Source organism: Actinacidiphila epipremni (assembly GCF_012034175.1).
Classification (GTDB): Bacteria; Actinomycetota; Actinomycetes; order Streptomycetales; family Streptomycetaceae; genus Actinacidiphila; species Actinacidiphila epipremni.
Window position 1 is genome coordinate 23,682 of record NZ_JAATEJ010000025.1, and the last position, 21,612, is coordinate 45,293.

At 73.5% G+C, this 21,612-nt stretch carries 20 protein-coding genes and 1 riboswitch; of the genes, 11 read left to right on the plus strand and 9 right to left on the minus strand.

What is annotated here, in order from left to right:
- Positions 1 to 49 precede the first annotated feature (49 nt).
- Positions 50 to 1,192: an NADH-quinone oxidoreductase subunit D gene (locus HCN08_RS26205; protein WP_167985724.1), complete on the minus strand. Its 1,143-nt coding sequence runs from the start codon at positions 1,190 to 1,192 to the stop codon at positions 50 to 52.
- Between the two features lie 200 nt (positions 1,193 to 1,392).
- Here HCN08_RS26205 and HCN08_RS26210 point away from each other — a divergent pair, with 200 nt between their 5' ends.
- Positions 1,393 to 2,373, plus strand: coding sequence for a Rossmann-fold NAD(P)-binding domain-containing protein (locus tag HCN08_RS26210; protein ID WP_167985725.1), 981 nt, complete (start codon positions 1,393 to 1,395; stop codon positions 2,371 to 2,373).
- Between the two features lie 33 nt (positions 2,374 to 2,406).
- Here the strand turns inward: HCN08_RS26210 and HCN08_RS26215 are convergent, their stop codons facing one another.
- Entirely contained in the window at positions 2,407 to 3,375 is a 969-nt protein-coding gene (locus HCN08_RS26215) for an SAM-dependent methyltransferase (RefSeq protein ID WP_167985815.1), read from the minus strand.
- A 269-nt stretch (positions 3,376 to 3,644) separates the two neighbouring features.
- Here HCN08_RS26215 and HCN08_RS26220 point away from each other — a divergent pair, with 269 nt between their 5' ends.
- Entirely contained in the window at positions 3,645 to 4,646 is a 1,002-nt protein-coding gene (locus HCN08_RS26220; protein WP_167985726.1) for a carbohydrate-binding protein, read from the plus strand.
- A gap of 918 nt (positions 4,647 to 5,564) precedes the next feature.
- Here the strand turns inward: HCN08_RS26220 and nagA are convergent.
- Together nagA and HCN08_RS26230 are read right to left on the minus strand one after the other, a co-directional pair.
- Positions 5,565 to 6,764: an N-acetylglucosamine-6-phosphate deacetylase gene (nagA, locus tag HCN08_RS26225; RefSeq protein ID WP_167985727.1), complete on the minus strand. Its 1,200-nt coding sequence runs from the start codon at positions 6,762 to 6,764 to the stop codon at positions 5,565 to 5,567.
- Positions 6,764 to 7,696, minus strand: coding sequence for an ROK family protein (locus HCN08_RS26230; RefSeq protein WP_167985728.1), 933 nt, complete (start codon positions 7,694 to 7,696; stop codon positions 6,764 to 6,766). The genes nagA and HCN08_RS26230 overlap by 1 nt, the downstream gene beginning before the upstream one ends.
- Before the next feature lie 261 nt (positions 7,697 to 7,957).
- Here HCN08_RS26230 and HCN08_RS26235 point away from each other — a divergent pair, with 261 nt between their 5' ends.
- The 3 genes from HCN08_RS26235 to otsB are packed head-to-tail and all read left to right on the plus strand — an operon-like array spanning position 7,958 to position 10,419.
- A complete protein-coding gene (locus HCN08_RS26235) occupies positions 7,958 to 9,295 on the plus strand; it encodes an extracellular solute-binding protein (protein ID WP_322974680.1) in 1,338 nt (445 codons plus the stop codon).
- Between the two features lie 7 nt (positions 9,296 to 9,302).
- Entirely contained in the window at positions 9,303 to 9,536 is a 234-nt protein-coding gene (locus HCN08_RS26240; protein WP_167985729.1) for a DUF3263 domain-containing protein, read from the plus strand.
- A 28-nt stretch (positions 9,537 to 9,564) separates the two neighbouring features.
- A complete protein-coding gene (gene otsB, locus HCN08_RS26245; RefSeq protein ID WP_167985730.1) occupies positions 9,565 to 10,419 on the plus strand; it encodes a trehalose-phosphatase in 855 nt (284 codons plus the stop codon).
- Positions 10,420 to 10,465: 46 nt separating this feature from the next.
- Here the strand turns inward: otsB and HCN08_RS26250 are convergent, their stop codons facing one another.
- Positions 10,466 to 11,887, minus strand: a complete 1,422-nt coding sequence (locus tag HCN08_RS26250; RefSeq protein ID WP_167985731.1) for an alpha,alpha-trehalose-phosphate synthase (UDP-forming) — start codon at positions 11,885 to 11,887, stop codon at positions 10,466 to 10,468.
- Between the two features lie 133 nt (positions 11,888 to 12,020).
- Entirely contained in the window at positions 12,021 to 12,986 is a 966-nt protein-coding gene (locus tag HCN08_RS26255) for a glucosyl-3-phosphoglycerate synthase (protein ID WP_167985732.1), read from the minus strand.
- A gap of 166 nt (positions 12,987 to 13,152) precedes the next feature.
- A riboswitch (SAM riboswitch) is annotated at positions 13,153 to 13,279 on the plus strand.
- A 17-nt stretch (positions 13,280 to 13,296) separates the two neighbouring features.
- Here HCN08_RS26255 and thrC point away from each other — a divergent pair.
- The 4 genes from thrC (at position 13,297) to groL (ending at position 17,508) form a co-directional block, all read left to right on the plus strand.
- Positions 13,297 to 14,610 carry a threonine synthase gene (gene thrC, locus HCN08_RS26260; protein WP_240970466.1) on the plus strand — a complete coding sequence of 438 codons (1,314 nt, stop codon included), beginning with the start codon at positions 13,297 to 13,299 and terminating at the stop codon, positions 14,608 to 14,610.
- Entirely contained in the window at positions 14,607 to 14,882 is a 276-nt protein-coding gene (locus tag HCN08_RS26265; RefSeq protein WP_167985734.1) for a MoaD/ThiS family protein, read from the plus strand. Before thrC ends, HCN08_RS26265 begins: the two co-directional genes overlap by 4 nt.
- Positions 14,883 to 15,381: 499 nt before the next feature.
- On the plus strand, positions 15,382 to 15,585 hold the full coding sequence (locus tag HCN08_RS26270) for a cold-shock protein (protein WP_009339379.1): 204 nt from the start codon (positions 15,382 to 15,384) through the stop codon (positions 15,583 to 15,585).
- Between the two features lie 300 nt (positions 15,586 to 15,885).
- Entirely contained in the window at positions 15,886 to 17,508 is a 1,623-nt protein-coding gene (groL, locus tag HCN08_RS26275; RefSeq protein WP_167985735.1) for a chaperonin GroEL, read from the plus strand.
- 93 nt (positions 17,509 to 17,601) lie between these two features.
- Here groL and murQ read toward each other — a convergent pair whose 3' ends face one another.
- Both murQ and HCN08_RS26285 read right to left on the minus strand, forming a co-directional pair.
- Entirely contained in the window at positions 17,602 to 18,531 is a 930-nt protein-coding gene (gene murQ, locus HCN08_RS26280) for an N-acetylmuramic acid 6-phosphate etherase (RefSeq protein ID WP_167985736.1), read from the minus strand.
- A 176-nt stretch (positions 18,532 to 18,707) separates the two neighbouring features.
- Positions 18,708 to 19,676, minus strand: a complete 969-nt coding sequence (locus tag HCN08_RS26285) for a MurR/RpiR family transcriptional regulator (protein ID WP_167985737.1) — start codon at positions 19,674 to 19,676, stop codon at positions 18,708 to 18,710.
- Between the two features lie 500 nt (positions 19,677 to 20,176).
- Between HCN08_RS26285 and HCN08_RS26290 the strand changes: the two genes are divergently transcribed.
- Together HCN08_RS26290 and HCN08_RS26295 are read left to right on the plus strand one after the other, a co-directional pair.
- Positions 20,177 to 20,536, plus strand: a complete 360-nt coding sequence (locus tag HCN08_RS26290) for a hypothetical protein (protein ID WP_167985738.1) — start codon at positions 20,177 to 20,179, stop codon at positions 20,534 to 20,536.
- Positions 20,533 to 20,811: a DUF4031 domain-containing protein gene (locus HCN08_RS26295; protein ID WP_167985739.1), complete on the plus strand. Its 279-nt coding sequence runs from the start codon at positions 20,533 to 20,535 to the stop codon at positions 20,809 to 20,811. Before HCN08_RS26290 ends, HCN08_RS26295 begins: the two co-directional genes overlap by 4 nt.
- A 123-nt stretch (positions 20,812 to 20,934) precedes the next feature.
- On the opposite strand, the gene HCN08_RS26300 is transcribed toward HCN08_RS26295, so the two are convergent.
- Positions 20,935 to 21,525 carry a MarR family winged helix-turn-helix transcriptional regulator gene (locus HCN08_RS26300; RefSeq protein WP_167985740.1) on the minus strand — a complete coding sequence of 197 codons (591 nt, stop codon included), beginning with the start codon at positions 21,523 to 21,525 and terminating at the stop codon, positions 20,935 to 20,937.
- Positions 21,526 to 21,612: the final 87 nt, after the last annotated feature.

Sequence of the window (21,612 nt, forward strand, 5' to 3'; positions counted from 1 at the left end):
GCCGCCCCTGCGCGCTTCCGGGCGGCGGGGGCCGCGCGAGCCGGCGGGCCTACTTGTCGACGTCGCCGACGACGAAGAACATCGAGCCCAGGATCGCCACCATGTCCGCGACGAGCGTGCCGGGCAGCAGCACCGTCAGGGCCTGGATGTTGTTGAACGACGCGGAGCGCAGCTTCAGCCGGTACGGCGTCTTCTCGCCCTTGGAGACCAGGTAGTAGCCGTTGAGGCCGAGCGGGTTCTCCGTCCAGGCGTACGTGTGGCCCTCCGGGGCCTTGAGCACCTTCGGCAGCCGCTGGTTGACCGGGCCGGGCGGCAGCTCCGCGAGCCGGTCCAGGCACGCGTCGGCCAGGTCCAGGGCGACATGCGTCTGCTCCAGCAGCACCTCGAAGCGGGCCAGGCAGTCGCCCTCGCCGCGGGTCACGACCCGCAGCTCGTCGCTCAACTCGCCGTACGCCAGGTACGGCTCGTCGCGCCGCAGGTCGAAGTCCACGCCGGAGGCGCGGGCGATCGGGCCGCTCACCCCGAAGGCGTGCACGTCCTGGCGGGAGAGCACGCCGACGCCGCGGGTGCGCCCGCGGAAGATCTCGTTGCCGAGGACGAGGTCGTCGATCCGGCCCATGCGGGCCCGTACGCCCGCGACCGCGGCCCGGGCCCGGCCCGTCCAGCCGTTCGGCAGGTCCTCCTTCAGGCCGCCGACCCGGTTGAACATGTAGTGCATCCGGCCGCCGGAGACCTCCTCCATGACGTGCTGCAGCTCCTCGCGCTCGGTGAACGCGTAGAAGATGGGGGTGATGCCGCCCAGCTCCAGGGGGTACGAGCCGAGGAACATCAGGTGGTTCAGCACGCGGTTGAGCTCGGCGAGCAGGGTGCGGGTCCACACCGCGCGCTCCGGGACCTCCATGCCGAGCATGCGCTCGACGGCGAGGACGACGCCGAGTTCGTTGGAGAAGGCGGAGAGCCAGTCGTGGCGGTTGGCCAGCATGATGATCTGGCGGTAGTCGCGGGCCTCGAAGAGCTTTTCCGCGCCGCGGTGCATATAGCCGACGATCGGCTCGGCGGACCGGATCCGCTCGCCGTCCAGCACGAGCCGCAGCCGTAGCACTCCGTGCGTGGAGGGGTGCTGGGGGCCGATGTTCAGCACCATGTCCGTACCCTCGGCTGCGCCGCCGACCCCGACCGTGGTCTCCGTCATGCGCATATCCTCTCAGGCCCGCCCCGGCACCCTCCGGGCTGCCCCGTCCCGCCCTCGCGGGATCGTCCCTTGTCCGTGGCCGGTCGCGCAGTTCCCCGCGCCCCCGGTCTGCCTGCCCTCGCGGGTGAAGCCCGCGTGTTCGCTGTGGGCTGGGCTGGGAGGGGGAGCCGGCGGGGGCGGAACGGGGGAGGGTGGGGGGTATGACGAGTGTGCTGATGCTGGGTGGGACGGGGTTCGTGGGGCGGGCCGTGGTGGAGGAGGCCGTGGCGCGGGGGTGGGAGGTCACCGTGTTCCACCGGGGGAAGCGGGGGGCCGTGCCGGAGGGGGTCGCGCGGAGTGTGGTCGGGGACAGGGAAGGGGACCTCGCGGGGCTGGGGCGCGGGGAGTGGGATGTCGTCGTCGACACGTGGTCGGGGGCGCCGGGGGCGGTGGAGCGGGCGGCCGGGGCGCTCAAGGGGCGGGCCGGGGGGTACGGGTATGTGTCGAGCCGGTCGGTGTACGCGTATCCGACGGGCGCCGGGATGGACGAGTCCGCGCCCGTCGTCGAGGGCGGCGACGGGGACTACGCCGCGGTCAAGCGGGGCGGCGAGCTCGCCGCGACCGAGGCGTTCGGGGACGCCGCGCTGCTGGTGCGGGCCGGGCTGATCCTCGGGCCGTACGAGGACATCGGCCGGCTGCCGTGGTGGCTGAACCGCGTCGCGCGCGGCGGGCGCGTGCTCGCGCCGGGGCCGCGCGACCTGCCGATCCAGTACGTGGACGTCCGCGATCTCGCCGCCTGGACGCTGGACGCCCTGGCGGCAGGCCTCGGCGGCCCGTACAACATCGTCAGCGAGACCGGCCACGCCACGATGCGCTCCCTGCTGGAGGCGTGCGCCGCGGTGACCGGCGGCGCCGCCGAATTCGTGTGGGCCGACCCGGAGACCGTCACCGCCGCCGGCATCGAGCCCTGGACGGACCTGCCGGTGTGGCTGCCGCCGGGCCCGCTGTACGACACGCTGCACCGCGGCGACGTGAGCAAGGCGCTGCGCGCCGGCCTGCGCTGCCGGGACGTCACGCAGACCGTCGCCGACACCTGGGCGTGGCTCACGTCCATCGGCGGCAGCCCCTACCAGCGCCCCGACCGCCCGCCGCTCGGCCTCGACCCCGAGGTCGAGCAGCGCGTCCTGGCCGCGCTGGGCTGAGCCGCGGGCGGCGCTTGTGAGCCGCGGGCCCGCTCAGGCCGCGCCCAGCGCCGCCGCGAGCTCCGCGCAGGCGGAGGTCACCGGTGTGACCGCCCACGTGAAGTCGCCCAGGCCGCCCGGGGCCGTCAGGGACGCCGCCTCGCTCGCCGCGGCGAGGGCGCGGACGTAAGCGGCCGGGTCGGTCGAGGCGAGGGCGAGCGGGGGGCGGGGCGCCGTCAGGCCCAGCGCCGGGAGGGCGGCCCGCTGCGGGACGAGCAGGGCGCCCGGCAGGGAGTCCGCCGCGACATGGGCCGTCAGGTCGCAGGAGCCGTCGGGCACAGGCGGGACCTGGCGGCCGTCGCGGTAGCCCGTGAGGGTGCCGTACGGGGGGCGGGCGGCGCGTACGTGGCCGTAGTCCGCGGCGACCGCGAGCCCCGCGGTGAGCGTGCCCACCGCCGCGGACCACGCCTCGTCCCGGGGCCGGCCGACCTCCGCCCGCGCGCCCGGCACGTCACCGGCGAAGACCGCCGGCCACCAGCGGCGCAGCCACCGCTCGTCGGCGCCCTCCACCGGGCGCCCGAGGCGTTCCGCGCCGTCCGCCGCCCGCACCTCCACGTACCGCACGACGCCGTCCTCGCCGGCCTCGGTGACGTCCAGCGGAACATTGTCGAGCCATTCGTTGGCGAAAAGGAGTCCGCGGACCCCGCGCGGCGGCTCCGCCGCCCAGGTGACGCGCGGGTCCAGCCCCGCCGGGCGCGGCGCCAGCTCGACCGCGTACGTGCGCAGCCGCGCCGCCACGGCGGCAGGAACCGCGGGCAGCACGCCGGCGCACAACTCGCCGCCGCCCGCCGCCATGTCGACGAACGCCAGCTCCGCCGGGCGGCCCAGCGCCGCGTCTACCCGGCACAGCAGCTCGGCGACGGCCCCCGCGTACCGGGGCGAGGCGTGCACGGAGGTGCGGAAGTGCCCGGCGGGCCGCTCGCGCAGGAAGAACCCGCCGGGCCCGTACAGCGCGCGCTCCATCGCGGTGCGCCACGGCAGCCATCGGGGGGTGGGGCTGGTCACAGCGGGCACCTTCCTGGAACCTTCCGCGCCCGGCGGCGCGTCCTACGGGAGCACCGGAATCCCGTGCCGCGGGCCGCTCGCGGGCCCGGCCCCGAGCGTCGGCCCGCCCCCGGGGCTGGGCACGGGTCCCCGCCGGGCCGGTAGGGTTCCGGCATACCACAGTGCCGTGAGCGCCCGCGAAGGTGGCGGCGGATGTGCGGTAAGGCAGTACGAGGGAGTGGACAGGTATGACGGCCGGACAAGACGGCACGCCGGAGAACGACGACCCGTTCGGGTACCTCTACCGGTCCGAGGACGGCAGCGAGCAGCCGGCCGCGCCCCGTAACGCGTTCAACCAGGTGCAGCGGGTCGGCGAGCGGCGCAGCCCGCAGCAGGCGCCGGTCCAGCAGCAGGGCGGGTACGGCTACCCGCCGCCCCAGCAGCAGCCGGCCCAGCAGCCGGGGGGCTACGGCTACCCGCCGCAGCAGCAGCCGTACGGCGGGCGCGGGCAGCAGCCGCTGGTGGGCGGGCCGCCGCAGTACACCGGCCAGCAGCCGCAGTACGGGCCCGGCGGCCAGCCCGGTGACGGCGGCCACCGCGGCGCCGGGCACGGCGGCGGCAGCGGCGGCGAGGGCGGCAACCGCAAGGGGCTGCTGATCGCGGCGATCGCGGTCGTCGCGGTCGTGGCGGTGGTCATCGCGGTGGCGATGATGAACGGCTCCGGCGACAAGAACCAGGCCGACGACAAGCCGACGGCTCCGCCGGTGAGCGCGAGCAGCGCGCCCACGACCGAGTCGACGCCCTCGGACACGCCGACGCAGTTCGCCTCCGACAAGGTCGACGCCTCCACCCTCCAGCTCGCCGGCGGCGCGGCACCCAGCACGCAGTGGCCCGGCGCGAACGCGGCGGGCGGCACGTACGTCGACCACATGAACGCGGTGGGCGCGAGCGCGACGTGGACGGTGAGCGTGCCGGAGGACGGGACGTACACGTTCTTCATCGACTACGGCAACGCCGGGGACGATGCGACGCTGTCGCTCGCGGTGAACGGGAAGACGCGGACGACGCCGGTGAAGCTGAAGAATTACGGGCACTCGACGGACTGGTCGAAGGCGTGGAACAACACGACGTACGCGTACGTAACCCTGACGAAGGGTGAGAATACGCTGGCGCTCAGCTTCCAGCAGACCGACCAGGGCGGCGTCAACCTCGACCAGGTCTGGCTCAAGCAGGGCCAGGTCAAAAAGTAACCCGCGGCTGCGCCGCAGCCCAGCGGCGCGAGCCCGCGTTCGCCATGCGGCTGCCGCCGCGCGGGCCCCCAGTCCGGCGCTGCCTTTGCGCCGGACGGTGACATCCAGGGGCGCGGGGCTGTATTTGCCCTGCGGCTGCCGCCGCGTGGGCGCTCCCGGCCGGGGGCTGCGTCTGTGCCGGACGGTGGCATCCAGGGGCGCGGGGCTGTGTTTGTTGTGCGGCTGGCGCCGCGTGGGCGCGCCCGCCCGGGGGCTGCGTTTGCGCCGGATGGTGGCATCCAGGGGCGCGGGGCTGTGTTTGTTGTGCGGCTGGCGCCGCGTGGGCGCGACCGGCGGGGGTTTGCGGCTGCGTCGCGGGGTGCTTTTCAGGGGCGCGGGGCTGTATTTGTGTGCGGCTGCCGCCGCGTGGGCGCGACCTGCCGGAGGGCACGGCTGCGCCGCGGGGTGAGCTTTTTAGGGGCGCGGGGAACTGCGCGACCAGCCATGGACCGGCGTGCACGTCGCCACCGTCCGAAAGGGGCTGTTCGGTTCGATCCGGACCACCGGCCGGTGGCCGGTTGCGCGCGCAGTTCCCCGCGCCCCTGGTGGATACCCGGCGGCGCAGCCGCAAGCCCCCGGCCGGGACGCCCACGCGGCGGCAGCCGCACAGCAAACACAGCCCCGCGCCCCTGGTTTGCTGGCGTCCGACGCAGACGCGCAGCCCCGCGCCCCTGAAAAGCACCCCGCGGCGCAAGCCGCGGCCCCTGGCTGGTCGCGCCCGCGCGGCGGCAGCCGCAGATCGAATACAGCCCCGCGCCCCTGGTTTGCTGGCGTCCGACGCAGACGCGCAGCCCCGCGCCTCTGAAAAGCTCGCCCCGCGGCGCAGCCGAAAGCACCCCGCGGCGCAGCCGCGAGCTCACCCCCTGGCGTAGCCGCAGGCTAAGGGTGGAGGATCCAGGTGCCCTGGCGCATGACTGCGGTGACGGTGAGGTCTGGCGTGAGGACGACGAGGTCCGCGTCTTTGCCGGGCTCCAGGGAACCCGTGCGGTCGGCGAGGCCGATGAGGCGGGCCGGGGTCGTGGAGATCGCGCGGACCGCGTCGGGGAGGGAGAGGCGGTCGACGGTCACGGCGCGCTTGAAGGCGGTGTCGAGGGTCAGCGTGGAGCCGGCGATCGTGCCGGTGTCGGCCAGGCGGGCGACGCCCTCGCGGACCTCGACCCGCAGCGGGCCGAGCTCGTACATGCCGTCGCCGAAGCCCGCCGCGTCCATCGCGTCGGTGATGAACGCGACCCGGTCCGCCCCGGCGGAGCCGAACGCCAGCTCAAGCACCGACGGGTGCAGGTGCGTACCGTCGTTGACCAGCTCGATCGTGACCCGCTCGTCCTCCAGCAGCGCCGGGATCGGCCCCGGCGCCCGGTGCGCCAGCGGCGGCATCGCGTTGAAGAGGTGCGTCGCGACGGTCGCCCCCGCGTCGATCGCCTCGACCGTCTGCTCGTACGTCGCGTCGGTGTGGCCGATCGCCGCGATGACGCCGCGCTCGGCGAGCAGCCGTACCGAGTCGATCCCGCCGGGCAGCTCCGCCGCGAGCGTGACCATCTTCGCGGTGCCGCGCGCCGCGTCGATGAGGGTGCGTACATCCGCCGGGTCGGGATCACGCAGCAGGCTCTCGTCGTGCGCGCCCTTGCGGCAGGGGGAGATGAACGGGCCCTCGTAGTGGATGCCGGCGATGTCGCCCTGCTCGACCAGCTCCGAGAGCATCCCGGCGCGCCGCACCAGGAAGTCCATGCTCTCGGTCACGGTGGAGACGACCAGCGTCGTGGTGCCGTGCTCCCGGTGCGTCTGCACGCCCTTGAGGACGTCCTCCGCCGTCCCGGAGGTGAAGCTCGCACCGCCGCCGCCGTGGTTGTGGATGTCGACGAAGCCGGGCACGACGAGGTGCCCCGCGCCCAGGTCGACCACGACGTCGTCGGGCCGCGGCCCGGAGCCGTTGCCGGACACCGTGTCCGCGCCCAGGGCCGGGCCCACGGAGGCGATCCGCGTGCCCTCGACCGTGACGCGTCCGCCGTCCACCACACCCGAGGGCAGCACCACTCGGGCACCCGCCAGCACCGTGCGCTGCGTTGTCGTTACGGGGGCCATCAGGCAGTTACCTCCACGGAGAGTAGGTCCCAGGCGAGCAGGCCCGCGCCCAGGCACCCGGCGGTGTCCCCCAGGGCGGCGGGGGCGATTCGGGGGAGTTTCTGGAAGGTGATACGGGACTCGACCGCGGCCCGCAGCGGGCCGAAGAGCGTGTCGCCGGCCTCGGCGAGCCCGCCGCCGACGATCAGCACCCGCGGGTCGAGCAGGGTGAAGCCGGTGACCAGCCCCGCGGCGAGCGCGTCGACCGCGTCCCGCCACACCTCGGCGGCCCGCGGGTCGCCGGCCTCGACGGCCCGCGCGCAGTCCGCCGCGTCGGCGCCGGGGCCGCCGCCGGCCGCGGCCCAGGCCCGGGAGACCGCGCCGGCCGAGGCCAGCGCCTCCATGCAGCCGCGCTGGCCGCAGCCGCACTCGGGTCCTTCGGGGCGTACGACGACATGGCCGATCTCGCCGGCGTAGCCGTGCGCGCCCGCCTCGATCCGGCCGTCGATGCCGATCGCGCCGGCGATACCGGTGCCGAGCGCCACGAACAGGAACCGGTCGGTGCCCCGGCCCGCGCCGATCCGGCCCTCGGCGAGCCCGCCGCTGCGTACGTCGTGCCCGAGCGCGACGGGCACCCCGCCGAGCCGCGCCGACAGCAGGGCGCGCAGCGGCACGTCCGTCCAGCCGAGGTTGGCGGCGTAGACGGCGACGCCGCCGGCCTCGTCGATGATGCCGGGCACGGCGACCCCGGCGGCCACCGCGGGCTCGCCGTACACGGCGGCCCCGTGGTCGCGCAGGTCGGCGGCGAAGTCGAGGATCGCGGCGACGACGGCGTCCGGTCCGCGCTCCCTGCCGGTGGCCCTGCGGTCCTGGTGCAGCAGCGTCCCGTCCGCTGCGACCAGGGCGGCTTTCATCCCGGTGCCGCCCACATCGAGGGCGATGACATGTCTCACGGAGGACAGTCTCGCGCGCGATCCCACAAAAGGTCTAGTCCACTCGGCGGAGAAGATCCGTCGCGTCGCGGCCCCCTTCCCGGGACGAAAATTTTCGTAGCCGGGCCGGTCGGGTGTATGTACTGGTCAGAGCGTTTGCGGGGCACCGTTGGCGCCACCCGCTGAATGCGGGATTCCGTTAGTGGTGTAGACCTTGGTGAACCTGTGGGGAAGACTCTGCGCTTCCGCAGACAATCCATCCTCGAAGGCGGTAAAGCGGTAATGAGCGGAATGCGCGTGCAGCGGCGAAGACTTGGGGAACCCGGGCGCGGACGCGGGCGCGGCCCCGGGCGCCGGCTCGGCGCCGCGGCGGCCGGCATAGGCACGGCCCTGGCCCTGACCGCCCTCAGCGGATGCAGCGGCCACACACCGCTGAGCAAGGACAAGGACGTCACGCTGCACGTCGTCGCCGCCGACTACGGCGACGCCAAGACCGGCAACAGCTCCACCGGTTACTGGGACTCCGTCGCCGACGCCTTCGAGAAGGACAACCCGCACATCACGGTGGACGTCCAGGTCGTCGACTGGGACCACGTCGACGACACCGTCGACTCCATGGTCAAGGCCGGCAAGGCCCCCGACATCGCGCAGATCGGCTCCTACGCCGACTACGCCGCCAAGGGCCTGCTCTACAGCGCCGACGACCTGTTCACCATCAGCCAGCAGGCCGACTTCCTCTCCTCGCTCGCCGCCGCCGGCAGCGTCAACCGGGTGCAGTACGGGCTGCCGTGGGTCTCCAGCTCCCGGCTGTTCTTCTACAACAAGACGCTCTTCGCGAACGCCGGCATCAAGAAGGCCCCCGCCACCTGGGACGAGCTGGCCAAGGACGCCAGGAAGCTCAAGGCCGACGGCGTCAAGGAGCCCTACGGGCTGCCGCTGGGCACCGAGGAGGCGCAGGCCGAGACGCTGATGTGGATGCTCGGCGCCGGCGGCGGCTACACCGACACCGTCAACGACTACACCTTCGACTCCGCCGCGAACGTCACCGCCTTCAAGTTCCTCAAGAACGACCTCGTCGGCAAGGGCCTGACCGGCTCCGGCGACCCCGCCACCACCAACCGCCGGGACGTCTTCGCCGACTTCCTGGCCGGCAAGGTCGGCATGCTCAACGGCCACCCCACGCTGCTCGCCCAGGCCAAGGCCGCGCACATCGACGTCGGTGTCGCCCCGCTGCCCGGCCTGAAGGGCCCGGCCAACGACACCCTCGGCGTCGCCGACTGGATGATGGCCTTCAAGCAGAAGGACGACCACCTCGACGCCGACAGCGCCTTCCTGCGCTACGTCTACAGCGCCCAGAACTCCCGGAAGTTCCTCGACGAGTACGGCCTGCTGCCGGTGACCACCTCGGTCCTGGACCAGATGCAGGCCGACCCGAAGGAGGCCGACATGCGGCAGTTCCTGGTGCAGCTGCCCCGCGCGGTGTTCTACCCGGTCAACAAGACCTCCTGGGGCCCGGTCTCCGACCAGGTCAAGAAGACCATCGGCAAGGCCGTGCACGGCGACCCGGCCCAGGTGCTCAACTCCCTCCAGCGGTTCGCGGTCTCCCAGACCGGGAAGTAGCCCCTACGTGAGCGATCAGGAGCTGTCCCCGCGCGACCGGGCCGTACTGGACCTCGCGTCCCGGTCGTGGCCCGGCCCGGGCGCGCGGGACCGCGCGGTGCGCGAGCGCCTCGGGATGTCCCCGACGGCGTATCTGCAGCTCCTGAACGCGCTGCTGGACGACCCGCGCGCCGCCGCGTACGCCCCCGTCACCGTCAACCGGCTGCGCGCGTCACGCGAGCAGCGCAGAAGCGAGCGTTAGGCGGCCGGGGCGGGGGTAGGTTGGGCGCATGGCCCACGCCGAGATCCCGACGCCGACCACGGGTGAGGGCAAGGAAGCCCTCGCCGCCCTGCTCGCCGAACCGCGCCGCGCGGTCGTCGCCCTGGACTTCGACGGCACGCTCGCGCCCATAGTCCCCGACCCCGAGCAGGCCAGAGCCCACCCCGGCGCCGTCCCGGCGCTCACCCGGCTCGCCCCGCACGTCGCCGCCGTCGCCGTCGTGACCGGCCGGCCCGCGGGCGTCGCCGTACGGTACGGGGGCTTCGCCGGCGTACCGGAGCTGGAGCACCTGGTCGTCCTCGGGCACTACGGGGCCGAGCGGTGGGACGCGCACTCCGCGCAGGTGCACAGCGCCGGGGCGCATCCCGGCGTCGAGGCGGTGCGCGCCGAGCTGCCCGGCTTCCTCGACCGCAACGGGGCGTGGCGGGGCACCTGGATCGAGGACAAGGGCGGCCGGGCCGTCGCCGTCCACACCCGCCGCACCGAGGACCCCGACGCCGCCTTCGAGGCGCTGCGCGGGCCGCTGGCCGAACTCGCCGCGCAGCACGACCTCATGGTCGAGCCCGGCCGCTACGTCCTGGAGCTGCGGCCACCGGGCGTCGACAAGGGCGTGGCCCTGGCGGCGTACCTGCGGGAGGTCGGCGCCGGGAGCGTGCTCTACGGCGGCGACGACCTCGGCGACCTCGCCGCCTACGCCGCCGTCCGCGAGCTGCGCGAGGGCGGGCTGCCCGGGCTGCTGGTGGCCAGCGCCGGCACCGCGGAGTCCCCGCACGAGCTGACGAGCCAGGCCGACCTCGTCGTGGCCGGGCCCGAGGGCGTGGTGGCCCTGCTGGACGCGCTGGCCGACGCGATCACCGGGAGCTGAGCCGGCGGGGGCTTGACCGGGGTCGTGGCAGGGCTGCGCGCGCTCCCTACGCCTGCTCCTCCAGCGCCGTGAGCTGGTCGACGAACCACCGGGTCGGCGGCAGCGCCGTCGCCGCCGCGGCCAGCCGCTTCGTACGGTCGGCCCGCTCGGCGTCCGGCAGCGTCAGCGCCTCGTTCAGCGCCTCCGCCGTCGCCTCGACGTCGTACGGGTTGACGACGATCGCGTCCTCGCCCAGCTCCGCGTACGCGCCCGCCTCCCGGGACAGCACCAGCGCGACCCCGTTGTCGGAGACCACCGGCATCTCCTTGGCCACCAGGTTCATCCCGTCCCTGATCGGGTTGACCAGTGCCACGTCCGCGAGCCGGTAGGCCGCCAGCGAGCGCGCGAAGTCGTCGTCCACCTTCAGCAGCACCGGCTGCCAGTCCGGGGTGCCGAACTCCGCGTTGATCTCGTCGGCGACCCGGGAGACCTCCGCGGTGTAGTCGCGGTAGACCGCCAGATCCTGCCGCGAGGGGTACGCGAACGCCACGTGCACCACCCGGCTGCGCCAGCCCGGCCGCTCCACCAGCAGCCTGCGGTACGCCAGCAGGCCGCGCACGATGTTCTTCGACAGTTCCGTGCGGTCCACCCGCACCACCAGCTTGCGGCCCGGGCCCGCCTCGGCCCGCAGCGCGGCCATCCGCTCCACCACGTCGTCGCGGCCCGCGCGCTCGCGCAGGAAGTCCGCGTCCGCGCCGAGGCCGTGCACGCCCAGCCTGGTCGTACGCCCGCGGTGCGTCACCGAGCGGCGGTCCGCGGAGACCTCCGCGCCCAGCAGGTCCGCGCAGCACGCGGCGAAGGAGTCGGCCCAGCGCCGGGTGAGGAAGGCGGCGCGGTCGGCGCCGAGTATCCCCTCCAGGACGGCGACCGCGGTGTCGTCCGGCAGCAGCCGGAAGTAGTCCGGCGGGGCCCACGGGGTGTGCGAGAAGTGGCCGATTTTCAGGTCCGGGCGCCGCTCGCGCAGCAGCGCGGGCACCAGGACCAGGTGGTAGTCCTGCACGAGGACGGCGGCCCCGGGCGCGGCCTCCTCGGCGAGCGCGTCGGCGAAGGCGGCGTTGTAGGTCTCGTAGGCCGCCCACCGGTCGCGGAACCCGGCGTCGAAGACCGGTTCGAGGGGCGTCTGGTACAGCATGTGGTGCACGAACCACAGCACGGAGTTCGCGATGTCGTTGTACGCGGCGTGGAAGACGTCCGGCGCGATCGCGAGCATCCGCGAGCCCGGCTCGCCGACCCCGCGGCGCACCGCCTCCCGGTCGCCCTCGCCCAGCGCGGCGCACACCCACAGCGAGGAGCTGTCCGCCTCGATGGCGCTCAGCCCCGAGACGACCCCGCCCCCGCCGCGCTTGCCGCGCAGCTCACCGTCCTCCCCGACGCTGTACGAAACCGGGCCGCGGTTGGACGCGACAAGTACCCGTGCTGCTCCATCCACGCCCTGAGCCTTGCCTCCGACACCCCGCCCCAAACCTCACTCCCGCCCCGCGCGAGGCACCCGCGTCCGGCAGCCGCGCGAGCCACCCTCGCGAGCCACCCGTGCGAGGTCCCGCCAGGGGTGCCTGCGGGGATCAGGCCGCGCGGTGGTGGACGTACTCCGGGACGGCCAGCATCGGGGGGCGCTCCTCGGTGTCGACCGGGTGGGTCGAGGGGACGAAGCCGGAGGTCTCCCGGGTGTACTGGGTGAGCCGGGAGCGCACCAGCTGGCCGCGGGCGAGGCGGGTGTGGGCCGTGCGGTAGATCGCCGCCGCCATCCGGCCGAGCGCCGCGTCGTGCTGGTGGCGGTGGTGGCGCACCCCGACGTCGACCTGGCCGAGCGCGTCCAGGCCGACCAGGGCGAGCGCGTCGACCAGCAGGCCGAGCTCCACGCCGTAACCGACCGGGAAGGGCAGCTGCTCCAGCAGCGAGCGCCGGGCCGCGTACTCCCCGCCGAGCGGCTGCACGAAACCCGCCAGCCGCGGCCAGTGCAGATTGAGCAGCGGGCGGGCGACCAGCTCGGTGACCCGGCCGCCGCCGGCCGGCAGCACCGTGCCGCCGGTCTCCAGCGGCCGGTCGTACATCGCCTTGACCAGCTGCACGCCCGGCTCGGTCAGCAGCGGCCCCACGGTCCCGGACACGAAGCGCGCGTCGAACTCCCGCAGGTCGGCGTCCACGAAGCAGACGATCTCGCCGCTGGTGGCCAGCAGCGACCGCCACAGCACCTCGCCCTTGCCGGGCAGCGCCGGCACCCGCGGCAGGATCGCGTCCCGCCGCACCACCACCGCCCCCGCCGCCGCGGCGACCTGCGCCGTACGGTCGGTCGAACCGGAGTCGACGACGACCAGCTCGTCCACCAGCGCCGCGCCCGGCGCCATCAGGTCGCGGCGGATCGTCGCGACGATCTCGCCGACCGTCGCCTCCTCGTTCAGCGCGGGCAATACCACACTGACCGTCCCCGCCGCACCTGCCGTCCGCTTGGCGGCCAGCAGCCGATCGAGCGGTCGCTCGTCCGCCGACCACGACCGGGCGGCCAGCCAGCGCTCCACCTCTTCCAGCACGTTGTGCGCTCCCGTGTGTCCCGTGTGTGACGCATCTCGCGGTACGGACGGCTATCTCACCTACGACCCCTGTCGGTTACAGTCTTGAACAACGCCGCCACGCCCCGCATGCCGGGGTCCCGCGGCGGGACAAACGCACCGACCGCCGTGCCGTCCGGTGCCATACCGCTCATCCAGAGGGGCAGAGGGAACGGCCCGTTGAAGCCCCGGCAACCCTCCCGCCGACCGCGAGGTCAGGTGGGGAAGGTGCCAATTCCGGCTCGCGGCGACGTACGCCGTGGGGAAGATGAGGAGAAAGGGCCTCGCCATCATGGCTGTGCAAACCGTCGCCGGCACCACCACCCCCCAGGACGCCTCCCCCGCGAACCCGCACGGGGACGCCTTCGGACCGGCAGCAGCGCTGTCGTGCCGGGAGTGCGGCGCCCGCTATCCGCTGACCCCGGTCTTCGCGTGTCTGGAGTGCTTCGGCCCGCTCGAAGTGGCGTACGACCTGCCGCTCGGCGACCCGGAGCACCTGCGCAAGCAGATCGAGGCCGGCCCGGCGAACATCTGGCGTTACGCCCCGCTGCTTCCGGTCCCGGCCGACGTGGCCGACAAGCAGAACCTGCACCCCGGCTGGACCAAGCTCGTCAAGGCCGACAACCTGGCCCGCGAGCTGGGCATCACCGGTGGCCTGCACATCAAGGACGACTCCGGCAACCCCACCCACTCCTTCAAGGACCGCGTCGTCGCGATCGCGCTGGAGGCCGCCCGCACCTTCGGCCTCACGACGCTGTCCTGCTCCTCGACCGGCAACCTGGCCGGCGCGGTCGGCGCCGCCGCCGCCCGTGCGGGCTTCCGCTCGTGCGTGTTCATCCCCGACGACCTGGAGCAGGGCAAGGTCGTCATGGCCGCGGTCTACGGCGGCGACCTGGTCGCGATCAAGGGCACGTACGACGACGTCAACCGCTTCTGCTCCGAGCTCATCGGCGACCCGGCCGGCGAGGGCTGGGGCTTTGTGAACGTCAACCTGCGGCCGTACTACGGCGAGGGCTCCAAGACGCTGGCCTACGAGATCGCCGAGCAGCTCGGCTGGCGGCTGCCGGACAACCTGGTCATCCCGATCGCGTCCGGCTCGCAGCTCACCAAGATCGACAAGGGGCTCAAGGAGCTGATCGCCCTCGGCCTGGTCGAGGACAAGCCGTACAAGATCTTCGGCGCCCAGGCCGAGGGCTGCTCCCCGGTCTCGGCGGCCTTCAAGGCCGGGCACGACGTGGTGCGCCCGGTCAAGCCGGACACCATCGCCAAGTCGCTGGCGATCGGCAACCCGGCAGACGGCCCGTACGTGCTGGACATCGCCCGGCGCACCGGCGGCGCGATCGAGGACGTCACCGACGAGCAGATCGTGGACGCCATCAAGCTGCTCGCCCGCACCGAGGGCATCTTCGCCGAGACCGCGGGCGGGGTGACCGTCGGTGTGCTGCGCAAGCTCATCGAGACCGGGCAGCTCGACCCGGCCGCCGAGACCGTCGTGTTTAACACCGGCGACGGCCTGAAGACCCTGGACGCCGTCTCCCCGACCACCGGGCCGACCGCGACCATTTCTCCCACCCTTGCCGCGTTCCGAGAGGCTGGCCTCGCATGAGTGCTTCCGTCCGCATCCCCACGATCCTGCGCACCTACACCGGCGGCCAGGCCGAGGTGTCCGCCGACGGCGGCACCCTGGCCGAGGTGATCGAGTCGCTCGAAAAGAATCACACGGGTATTTCCGCGCGGGTTCTCGACGACTCCGGAAAGCTCCGGCGTTTCGTGAACGTGTATGTCAACGACGACGATGTCCGCTTTTCCGAGGGCCTCGCCACCGCGGTGCCCGACGGCGCGAGCGTGTCGATCATTCCGGCGGTCGCGGGCGGCTGAGCCTCCCGTACCGAAGCGGATCTCCAGCGGATCTCCGGCCGATCTCCACCCGATCTCCCGCTGATCTCGGCGGCATGTGACAGGAATCCGCAGAAGGTCAGACGTTTAACCGGCGCCCCACCCGGGAACTGCTTTTGCCCCGGGTGGGGCGCCCGCGTGTGAGGCGGCGGGGGGCCGCCGGAAACGTTGCCCGCGGCAAGGTCTCCCGGCAGCGCTGTTGTGCAGCGGTTGCGCCGATTTATCGGCAAAGTCACAAGCGATAAGCCCGATGTGCACCTTATGCCCGGTCCGAATCGTCCCGCATTATCGATTTTTCGCGGGGTATTTCCGATGCGTCTCGCCAAGAATTCTCGTCCAATTGACCTGTTGCGGACGGCATCCGTGCAGATACATTCAGCCGCGGTCGACGCGTTCCGGCGCACACCCCCTCGGGGGTGAGGTCTGACCCGGGCCCGCGGAGCGCGGGGCCGCGATAGGGCCAGTAATAGGGGAGTTAGGAATGGCTCAGGGCACCGTCAAGTGGTTCAACGCGGAGAAGGGCTACGGCTTCATCGCGGTCGACGGTGGTGCGGATGTCTTCGTCCACTACAGCGCGATACAGATGGACGGTTACCGCACCCTCGAAGAAGGCCAGCGAGTCGAGTTCGAGATCTCGCAGGGGCAGAAGGGGCCGCAGGCGGACATGGTCCGGCTGGCCGGCTGATCGGCTCGGGCGCGTTCGGCCACCGACGCGACGCCACCGCGAAGGGCCGCCTCCCGCACGGAGGCGGCCCTTCGCCGTGCCCGGGCCCCGCGGGCGCTTGCACTCGCAGGGGGAGAGTGCTAATCATTGGCGTTAGCACTCTCACTACGAGAGTGCCACCTGGACCGGGTCGGTGAGGCCCGTCCGGACGCCGGGAAGGAACCGGTGGCCGGCAGGCCGTCCGTCGCGGGCGCCACGCGGTCCGTACCACCGCCCCCCGCCACCGGTGGGGGAACCCCCAGTCCGCGGAGGACACTTCACATGGCTAAGATCATCGCGTTCGATGAGGAGGCGCGGCGCGGCCTTGAGCGCGGGATGAACCAGCTCGCCGACGCCGTCAAGGTCACCCTCGGTCCCAAGGGCCGCAACGTCGTCCTTGAGAAGAAGTGGGGCGCCCCCACGATCACCAACGACGGTGTGTCCATCGCCAAGGAGATCGAGCTCGAGGACCCGTACGAGAAGATCGGCGCCGAGCTGGTCAAGGAAGTCGCCAAGAAGACGGACGACGTCGCCGGTGACGGTACGACCACCGCGACCGTGCTGGCCCAGGCGCTGGTCCGCGAGGGCCTGCGCAACGTCGCGGCCGGCGCCAACCCGATGGCCCTCAAGCGCGGTATCGAGAAGGCCGTGGAGGCCGTCTCCGCCGCCCTGCTGGAGCAGGCCAAGGACGTGGAGACCAAGGAGCAGATCGCTTCCACCGCCTCCATCTCCGCCGCCGACGTCCAGATCGGCGAGCTCATCGCCGAGGCGATGGACAAGGTCGGCAAGGAAGGCGTCATCACCGTCGAGGAGTCGCAGACCTTCGGTCTCGAGCTGGAGCTCACCGAGGGCATGCGCTTCGACAAGGGCTTCATCTCGGCGTACTTCGCCACCGACCTGGAGCGTATGGAGGCGTCGCTCGACGACCCGTACATCCTGATCGTCAACTCCAAGGTCTCCGCGGTCAAGGACCTGCTCCCGCTGCTGGAGAAGGTCATGCAGTCCGGCAAGCCGCTGCTGATCATCGCCGAGGACGTCGAGGGCGAGGCCCTGTCGACCCTGGTCGTCAACAAGATCCGCGGCACCTTCAAGTCCGTCGCCGTCAAGGCCCCGGGCTTCGGCGACCGCCGCAAGGCCATGCTCGGCGACATCGCCATCCTCACCGGCGGCACGGTCATCTCCGAGGAGGTCGGCCTCAAGCTGGAGAACGCCGGGCTGGACCTGCTCGGCCGCGCCCGCAAGGTCGTCATCACCAAGGACGAGACCACGATCGTGGACGGCGCCGGCGAGGCCGACCAGGTCGCGGGCCGGGTCAACCAGATCCGCGCCGAGATCGAGAACAGCGACTCGGACTACGACCGCGAGAAGCTGCAGGAGCGCCTGGCGAAGCTGGCCGGCGGCGTCGCCGTCATCAAGGCCGGTGCCGCCACCGAGGTCGAGCTCAAGGAGCGCAAGCACCGCATCGAGGACGCGGTGCGCAACGCCAAGGCCGCCGTCGAGGAGGGCATCGTCGCCGGTGGTGGCGTGGCCCTGCTCCAGGCGTCCGCGGTCTTCGAGAAGCTGGAGCTCGACGGCGACGAGGCGACCGGTGCCAACGCCGTGAAGCTCGCGCTGGAGGCCCCGCTCAAGCAGATCGCCGTCAACGGCGGCCTGGAGGGCGGTGTCATCGTCGAGAAGGTGCGCAACCTGCCCATCGGCCACGGCCTGAACGCCGCGACCGGCGAGTACGTCGACATGATCGCCGAGGGCATCATCGACCCGGCGAAGGTCACCCGTTCCGCGCTGCAGAACGCCGCGTCCATCGCCGCGCTGTTCCTGACCACCGAGGCCGTCATCGCCGACAAGCCGGAGAAGGCCGCCGCGGCTGCTCCGGGCGGCATGCCCGGCGGTGACATGGACTTCTGATCCCCCTTCCGGGATCACCGTCCACGGACACGAGGCGGCGCCCTCTTCCCCGCAACGGGAAGGGGGCGCCGCCTCGTTCGGATACGGCGGTGCTCAACGCCGGGCGGACTCCAGGGCCTTGCGCAGATGCCCGCCCGACTCGTGCAGCAGCCGGTCCGCGGTCGGGGCGTCCACCCGGGCCAGCAGGGTCAGGATCGCCGGCTTCACCTCGCCCCGGGTGGCGGTGAGCGCGTCCTCGATCGCGGTGTCGTCCGCGCCGGTGGCCAGCGACACGATGCGCCGGGAACGGGCCCGCAGCTTCTCGTTGGACGCCCGCACGTCCACCATCAGGTTCCCGTACGTCTTCCCGAGCCGGATCATCGTGATCGTCGAGAGCATGTTGAGCACCAGCTTCTGCGCGGTGCCGGCCTTCAACCGAGTGGAGCCGGAGACCAGTTCGGGCCCGACGACGACCTCGATGCCGTGGTCCGCGGCGGCGGCCAGCGGCGACCCGGCGTTGCACGACAGGCCCACCGTCAGCGCCCCCAGCGCGCGGGCGTGCTCGACCGCGCCGACCGCGTAAGGGGTGCGCCCCGAGGCCGAGACGCCGACGACGGAGTCGGCCGCGGTCAGCCCGAGCGCGTCCAGATCCGTCGCCGCCAGCGCCTTGCTGTCCTCGGCGCCCTCCACCGAGGTCACCATCGCGCCGGGCCCGCCCGCGATGAGCCCCACCACCTCCTGCCCGGGCGTGGTGTTGAACGTCGGCGGGCACTCGCTGGCGTCCAGCACGCCGAGCCGCCCCGCCGTGCCGGCGCCGGCGTAGACCAGCCGCCCGCCGCGCGCCATCCGGTCGGCGATGCCGTCGATCGCCGCGGCGATGGAGGGCAGTTGGGCGGCGACGGCGGCCGGGACGGTGGCGTCCTCGGCGTTCATCGTGCGGGCGATCTCCAGCGTCGGCAGCCGGTCGATCTCGGCGAGCTCGGGCCGGAACGCCTCGGTGGTCAGGGCGTCCAACTCGCGGCGCAGCTCGGTGTACTGGGGCATATGCGGCTCGTTCATCCTTCTCGCAGCGGTCGGGTGCGGCGTGGGGGTGAGGCGTGGGGGGAGTGGGGGGCGGAAGGGGGTGGAAGCCGCGGAAAACGGTCTCAGTCCATTATTTCCTTGCATGATCCGGCGAACCAGCACCGGGAGGGGCCGGCCCGGTGCCGTTCCCGCGGTGTTCACGCACGTCGCGGGCGTGGCCGGTGCCGGTGGGCGAGCGCTTCGTAGGAGGCGGCCAGCGCCGGCGCCGCGGAGTCGTACGTGCGCTGCGCGACCCCGACGAACAGGCAGTCGACGACGAGCAGTTGGCTCGTACGGCTGGACATCGCGGCCGGCCGCAGCTCGCTCTCGCGGGAACTCGACGTCGTCAGCACGACATCCGCCCACTCGGTGACCGGGCTGTCCGGCCGGCCGGTCACCGCGATCGTCGTCGCACCGCGGTCGAAGGCCGCCCGCAGCGGCTCGATGACGTCGTGCGTCGTCCCCGAGTGGGTGATCGCGACCGCCGCGTCACCGGCCCGCAGCTGCACGGCGTTGGTGACCGCCAGATGCGGGTCGGCGTGCGCGTGCGCCACCAGCCCGATCCGCAGCAGCTTCTGCGCCAGGTCCTGGGCGACCAGGCCGGAGGCGGCGATGCCGTACACGTCCGTCCGCCGGGCGGCGGACAGCGCGGCCACGGCCGCGTCGAGCTGCGCCATGTCGAGCTGGGCGGCGGTGTCGGCGAGCGTCTGCTGCTCCTCGTGGGCGAGCTTGGCGACGACATCGGGCAGCGGGTCGTCCACCGCGATGTCCGCGGTGACCGCTGGCGGCGCGCCCGCGGCCTGCTGCGCCGCGAGCGCGGCGAGCGCGAGCCGCAGGTCCCGGTAGCCGGGGTAGCCGAGCAGCCGGGCGGTGCGGACGACGGTGGCCTCGCTCGTGCCGGTACGGATCGCGAGCGCGGTGACGGTCTGCTGGGCGCAGCCTGCCGGGTCGCCCGCGACGGCTTCCGCGACGCGCTGCATGGAGCGCGTCATGGACGGCGCGAGCGTCCTGACCTTGGCGGCGAGCGCCCCCGGGTCCGGGGGCGTGACGGGTATGACGTGCGCGTCCGCGGCGCCGCGGAGGGGGCGGACGCCGGGAGGGAAATTTTCCTTCACGCTGGGGGTCACCCTGTGAAAGGTATTTTCACGCCCGGGGGCCGTCAAGCGGGTTTGCCCGCCGGACGGTTCCGGGAGAGGGCCCCGCTACCTGGGACTCTCCGGGGTGGGGCGGGGGTTGCCTCGGGGAGGGGGGAGGTTTGGCGGTGGGGTGGGTGGGGTGGGAGTGCGCTGGGGGTTTTGAGGGTGGGGGTTTTGAGGGCGGGGGTGCTGGGGGTGGGGGTGCTTTGGGGGGTGGGGCGTGCGGTGGGGTGCGCCGGTGCTGTACGGGGCCGGCGGGGGGTGCGGGTCCGCCTGCCGGGGCGCGGCGGGGGCCGCCGGGTGGGGCGCGAGGGGCTCTGCGGGCATGTGCGGGGCGTTCCGGGGGTGGTGGGGCTCGTGGGTCCGGGACGGGCTCGTGCGGCCTCCTGGCGCCTCCTGGGGCCTTCTGGGGCCCTTGAAGGGGCCGTCGCGGCGGAGGGCGTCGCGGCGCGGGGCCCGGGCTGCCGGCCGGCTTTGGGACAATGGAGCGCATGGAAGACCCCGCAGAGGCGGTGCTGCACGCGGCCCGCGCACGCGTCCTGGCCGACCTCACCGCGCGCGACGTCGCCGGGCCCGCCGTCGTGTCCCTCGTCGAGGACGCGGTGGCGGGCCGCCGCTGGTGGCTCGGCCAGTGGCCGGACGGCGCCGCGTACGTCCCCGGCCTCGTCGCGCAGGACGTCCAGGACGCCCTCATGGAGACCTACGGCCGCTGGCCCCTGTGCCCGCACTGCGCCGCGCCGCACGCGCTGGCCGTCGAGCCCGAACTCGGCCCGGACCCGCACTGGGTGTGCGAGGAGCGCGGCGAGGCGATCGCGCCGGTCGGCGCGCTGGGCGGCGGGGCGCCGCGGTGACCGTCTACCTCGACCCGCCGACCTGGCCGGGCCACGGGCGCATGTGGTCGCACCTGGTCAGCGACACCTCATACGCCGAGCTGCACGCCTTCGCCGCCCGTCTCGGCGCCCCGCCCCGCGCCTTCGAGCGCGACCACTACGACATCCCGGCCGAGCGCTACGCCGACGCGGTGCGCCTGGGCGCGGTCGAGGTCGGCAGCAAGGAGCTCGTCCACCGCCTGACGGCCGCGGGGCTGCGCCGCCGCAAATACGCGCCGGGCGCGGGGAGGGGCTGAGGCGCGCCCGGCGGTGCCGGCTGCCGCAGGTGGGCGCCCGGTGCTGTCCCTCTCGGCGCCGCTTTTGCGCGCGCGTGCGCGGTGCCGGGCATGACGGTGCGCTGCCCGTGCCGCGGGGGCGGGCTAGCCGTGCCGGTCGGGCGGGTCCGGGTCGTGGGCCGCGTGCAGTCGGCCCAGGAGGTCCATCAGCTGCCGGGCCTCCGCCGCCCCGAGCGGAGCGAGAAACGCGGCGTTGGCGCGTTCGGCGAGCCGCGCGCAGCGCTCCAGGGTGCGTAGGCCCGCGGGGGTGGCCGTCACCGCGTTCTTGCGGCGGTCGCGCGGGTCGGGCTCCCGTAGCACCAGGCCGGCGTCCTGGAGGTGGTTGAGCAGCAGGACCACGTCCTTCGCGTCGAAGCCGAGCCGGCGCACGAGTTCGGCCTGGGCGAGCGGCCCGTGCTCGGCGACGGCGGCGAGCACGGCGTGCTGCGACAGCTTCAGGCCCTCCTCGGCGAGCGCGTCGGCGACCATGCTCCGGCCGCGCGCGGCGACCCGGCCGGCCAGCCAGCTCGGGAGGGACTGGATGTGGGCGAGCGCGCCCGGCGCCCGGGCTTCCCCGGCGGGTGCGTCCAGGCCGGCGGGTGCGCCCTGCGTGGCGGGCTCGATCAGCTCGGCGGGCACGCCCAGCGCGGCGGGCTCGTCCTGTCCGGCGGGTCTCGCCGGCTCGGCGGAAGGCATGGTGCCAGGCTAGCGGCAAGTCATTGGACGCCCCAACGACCTCTGCCCTACGCTGCATTCCGTTGGGAGACCCAATGGATTCTCCCC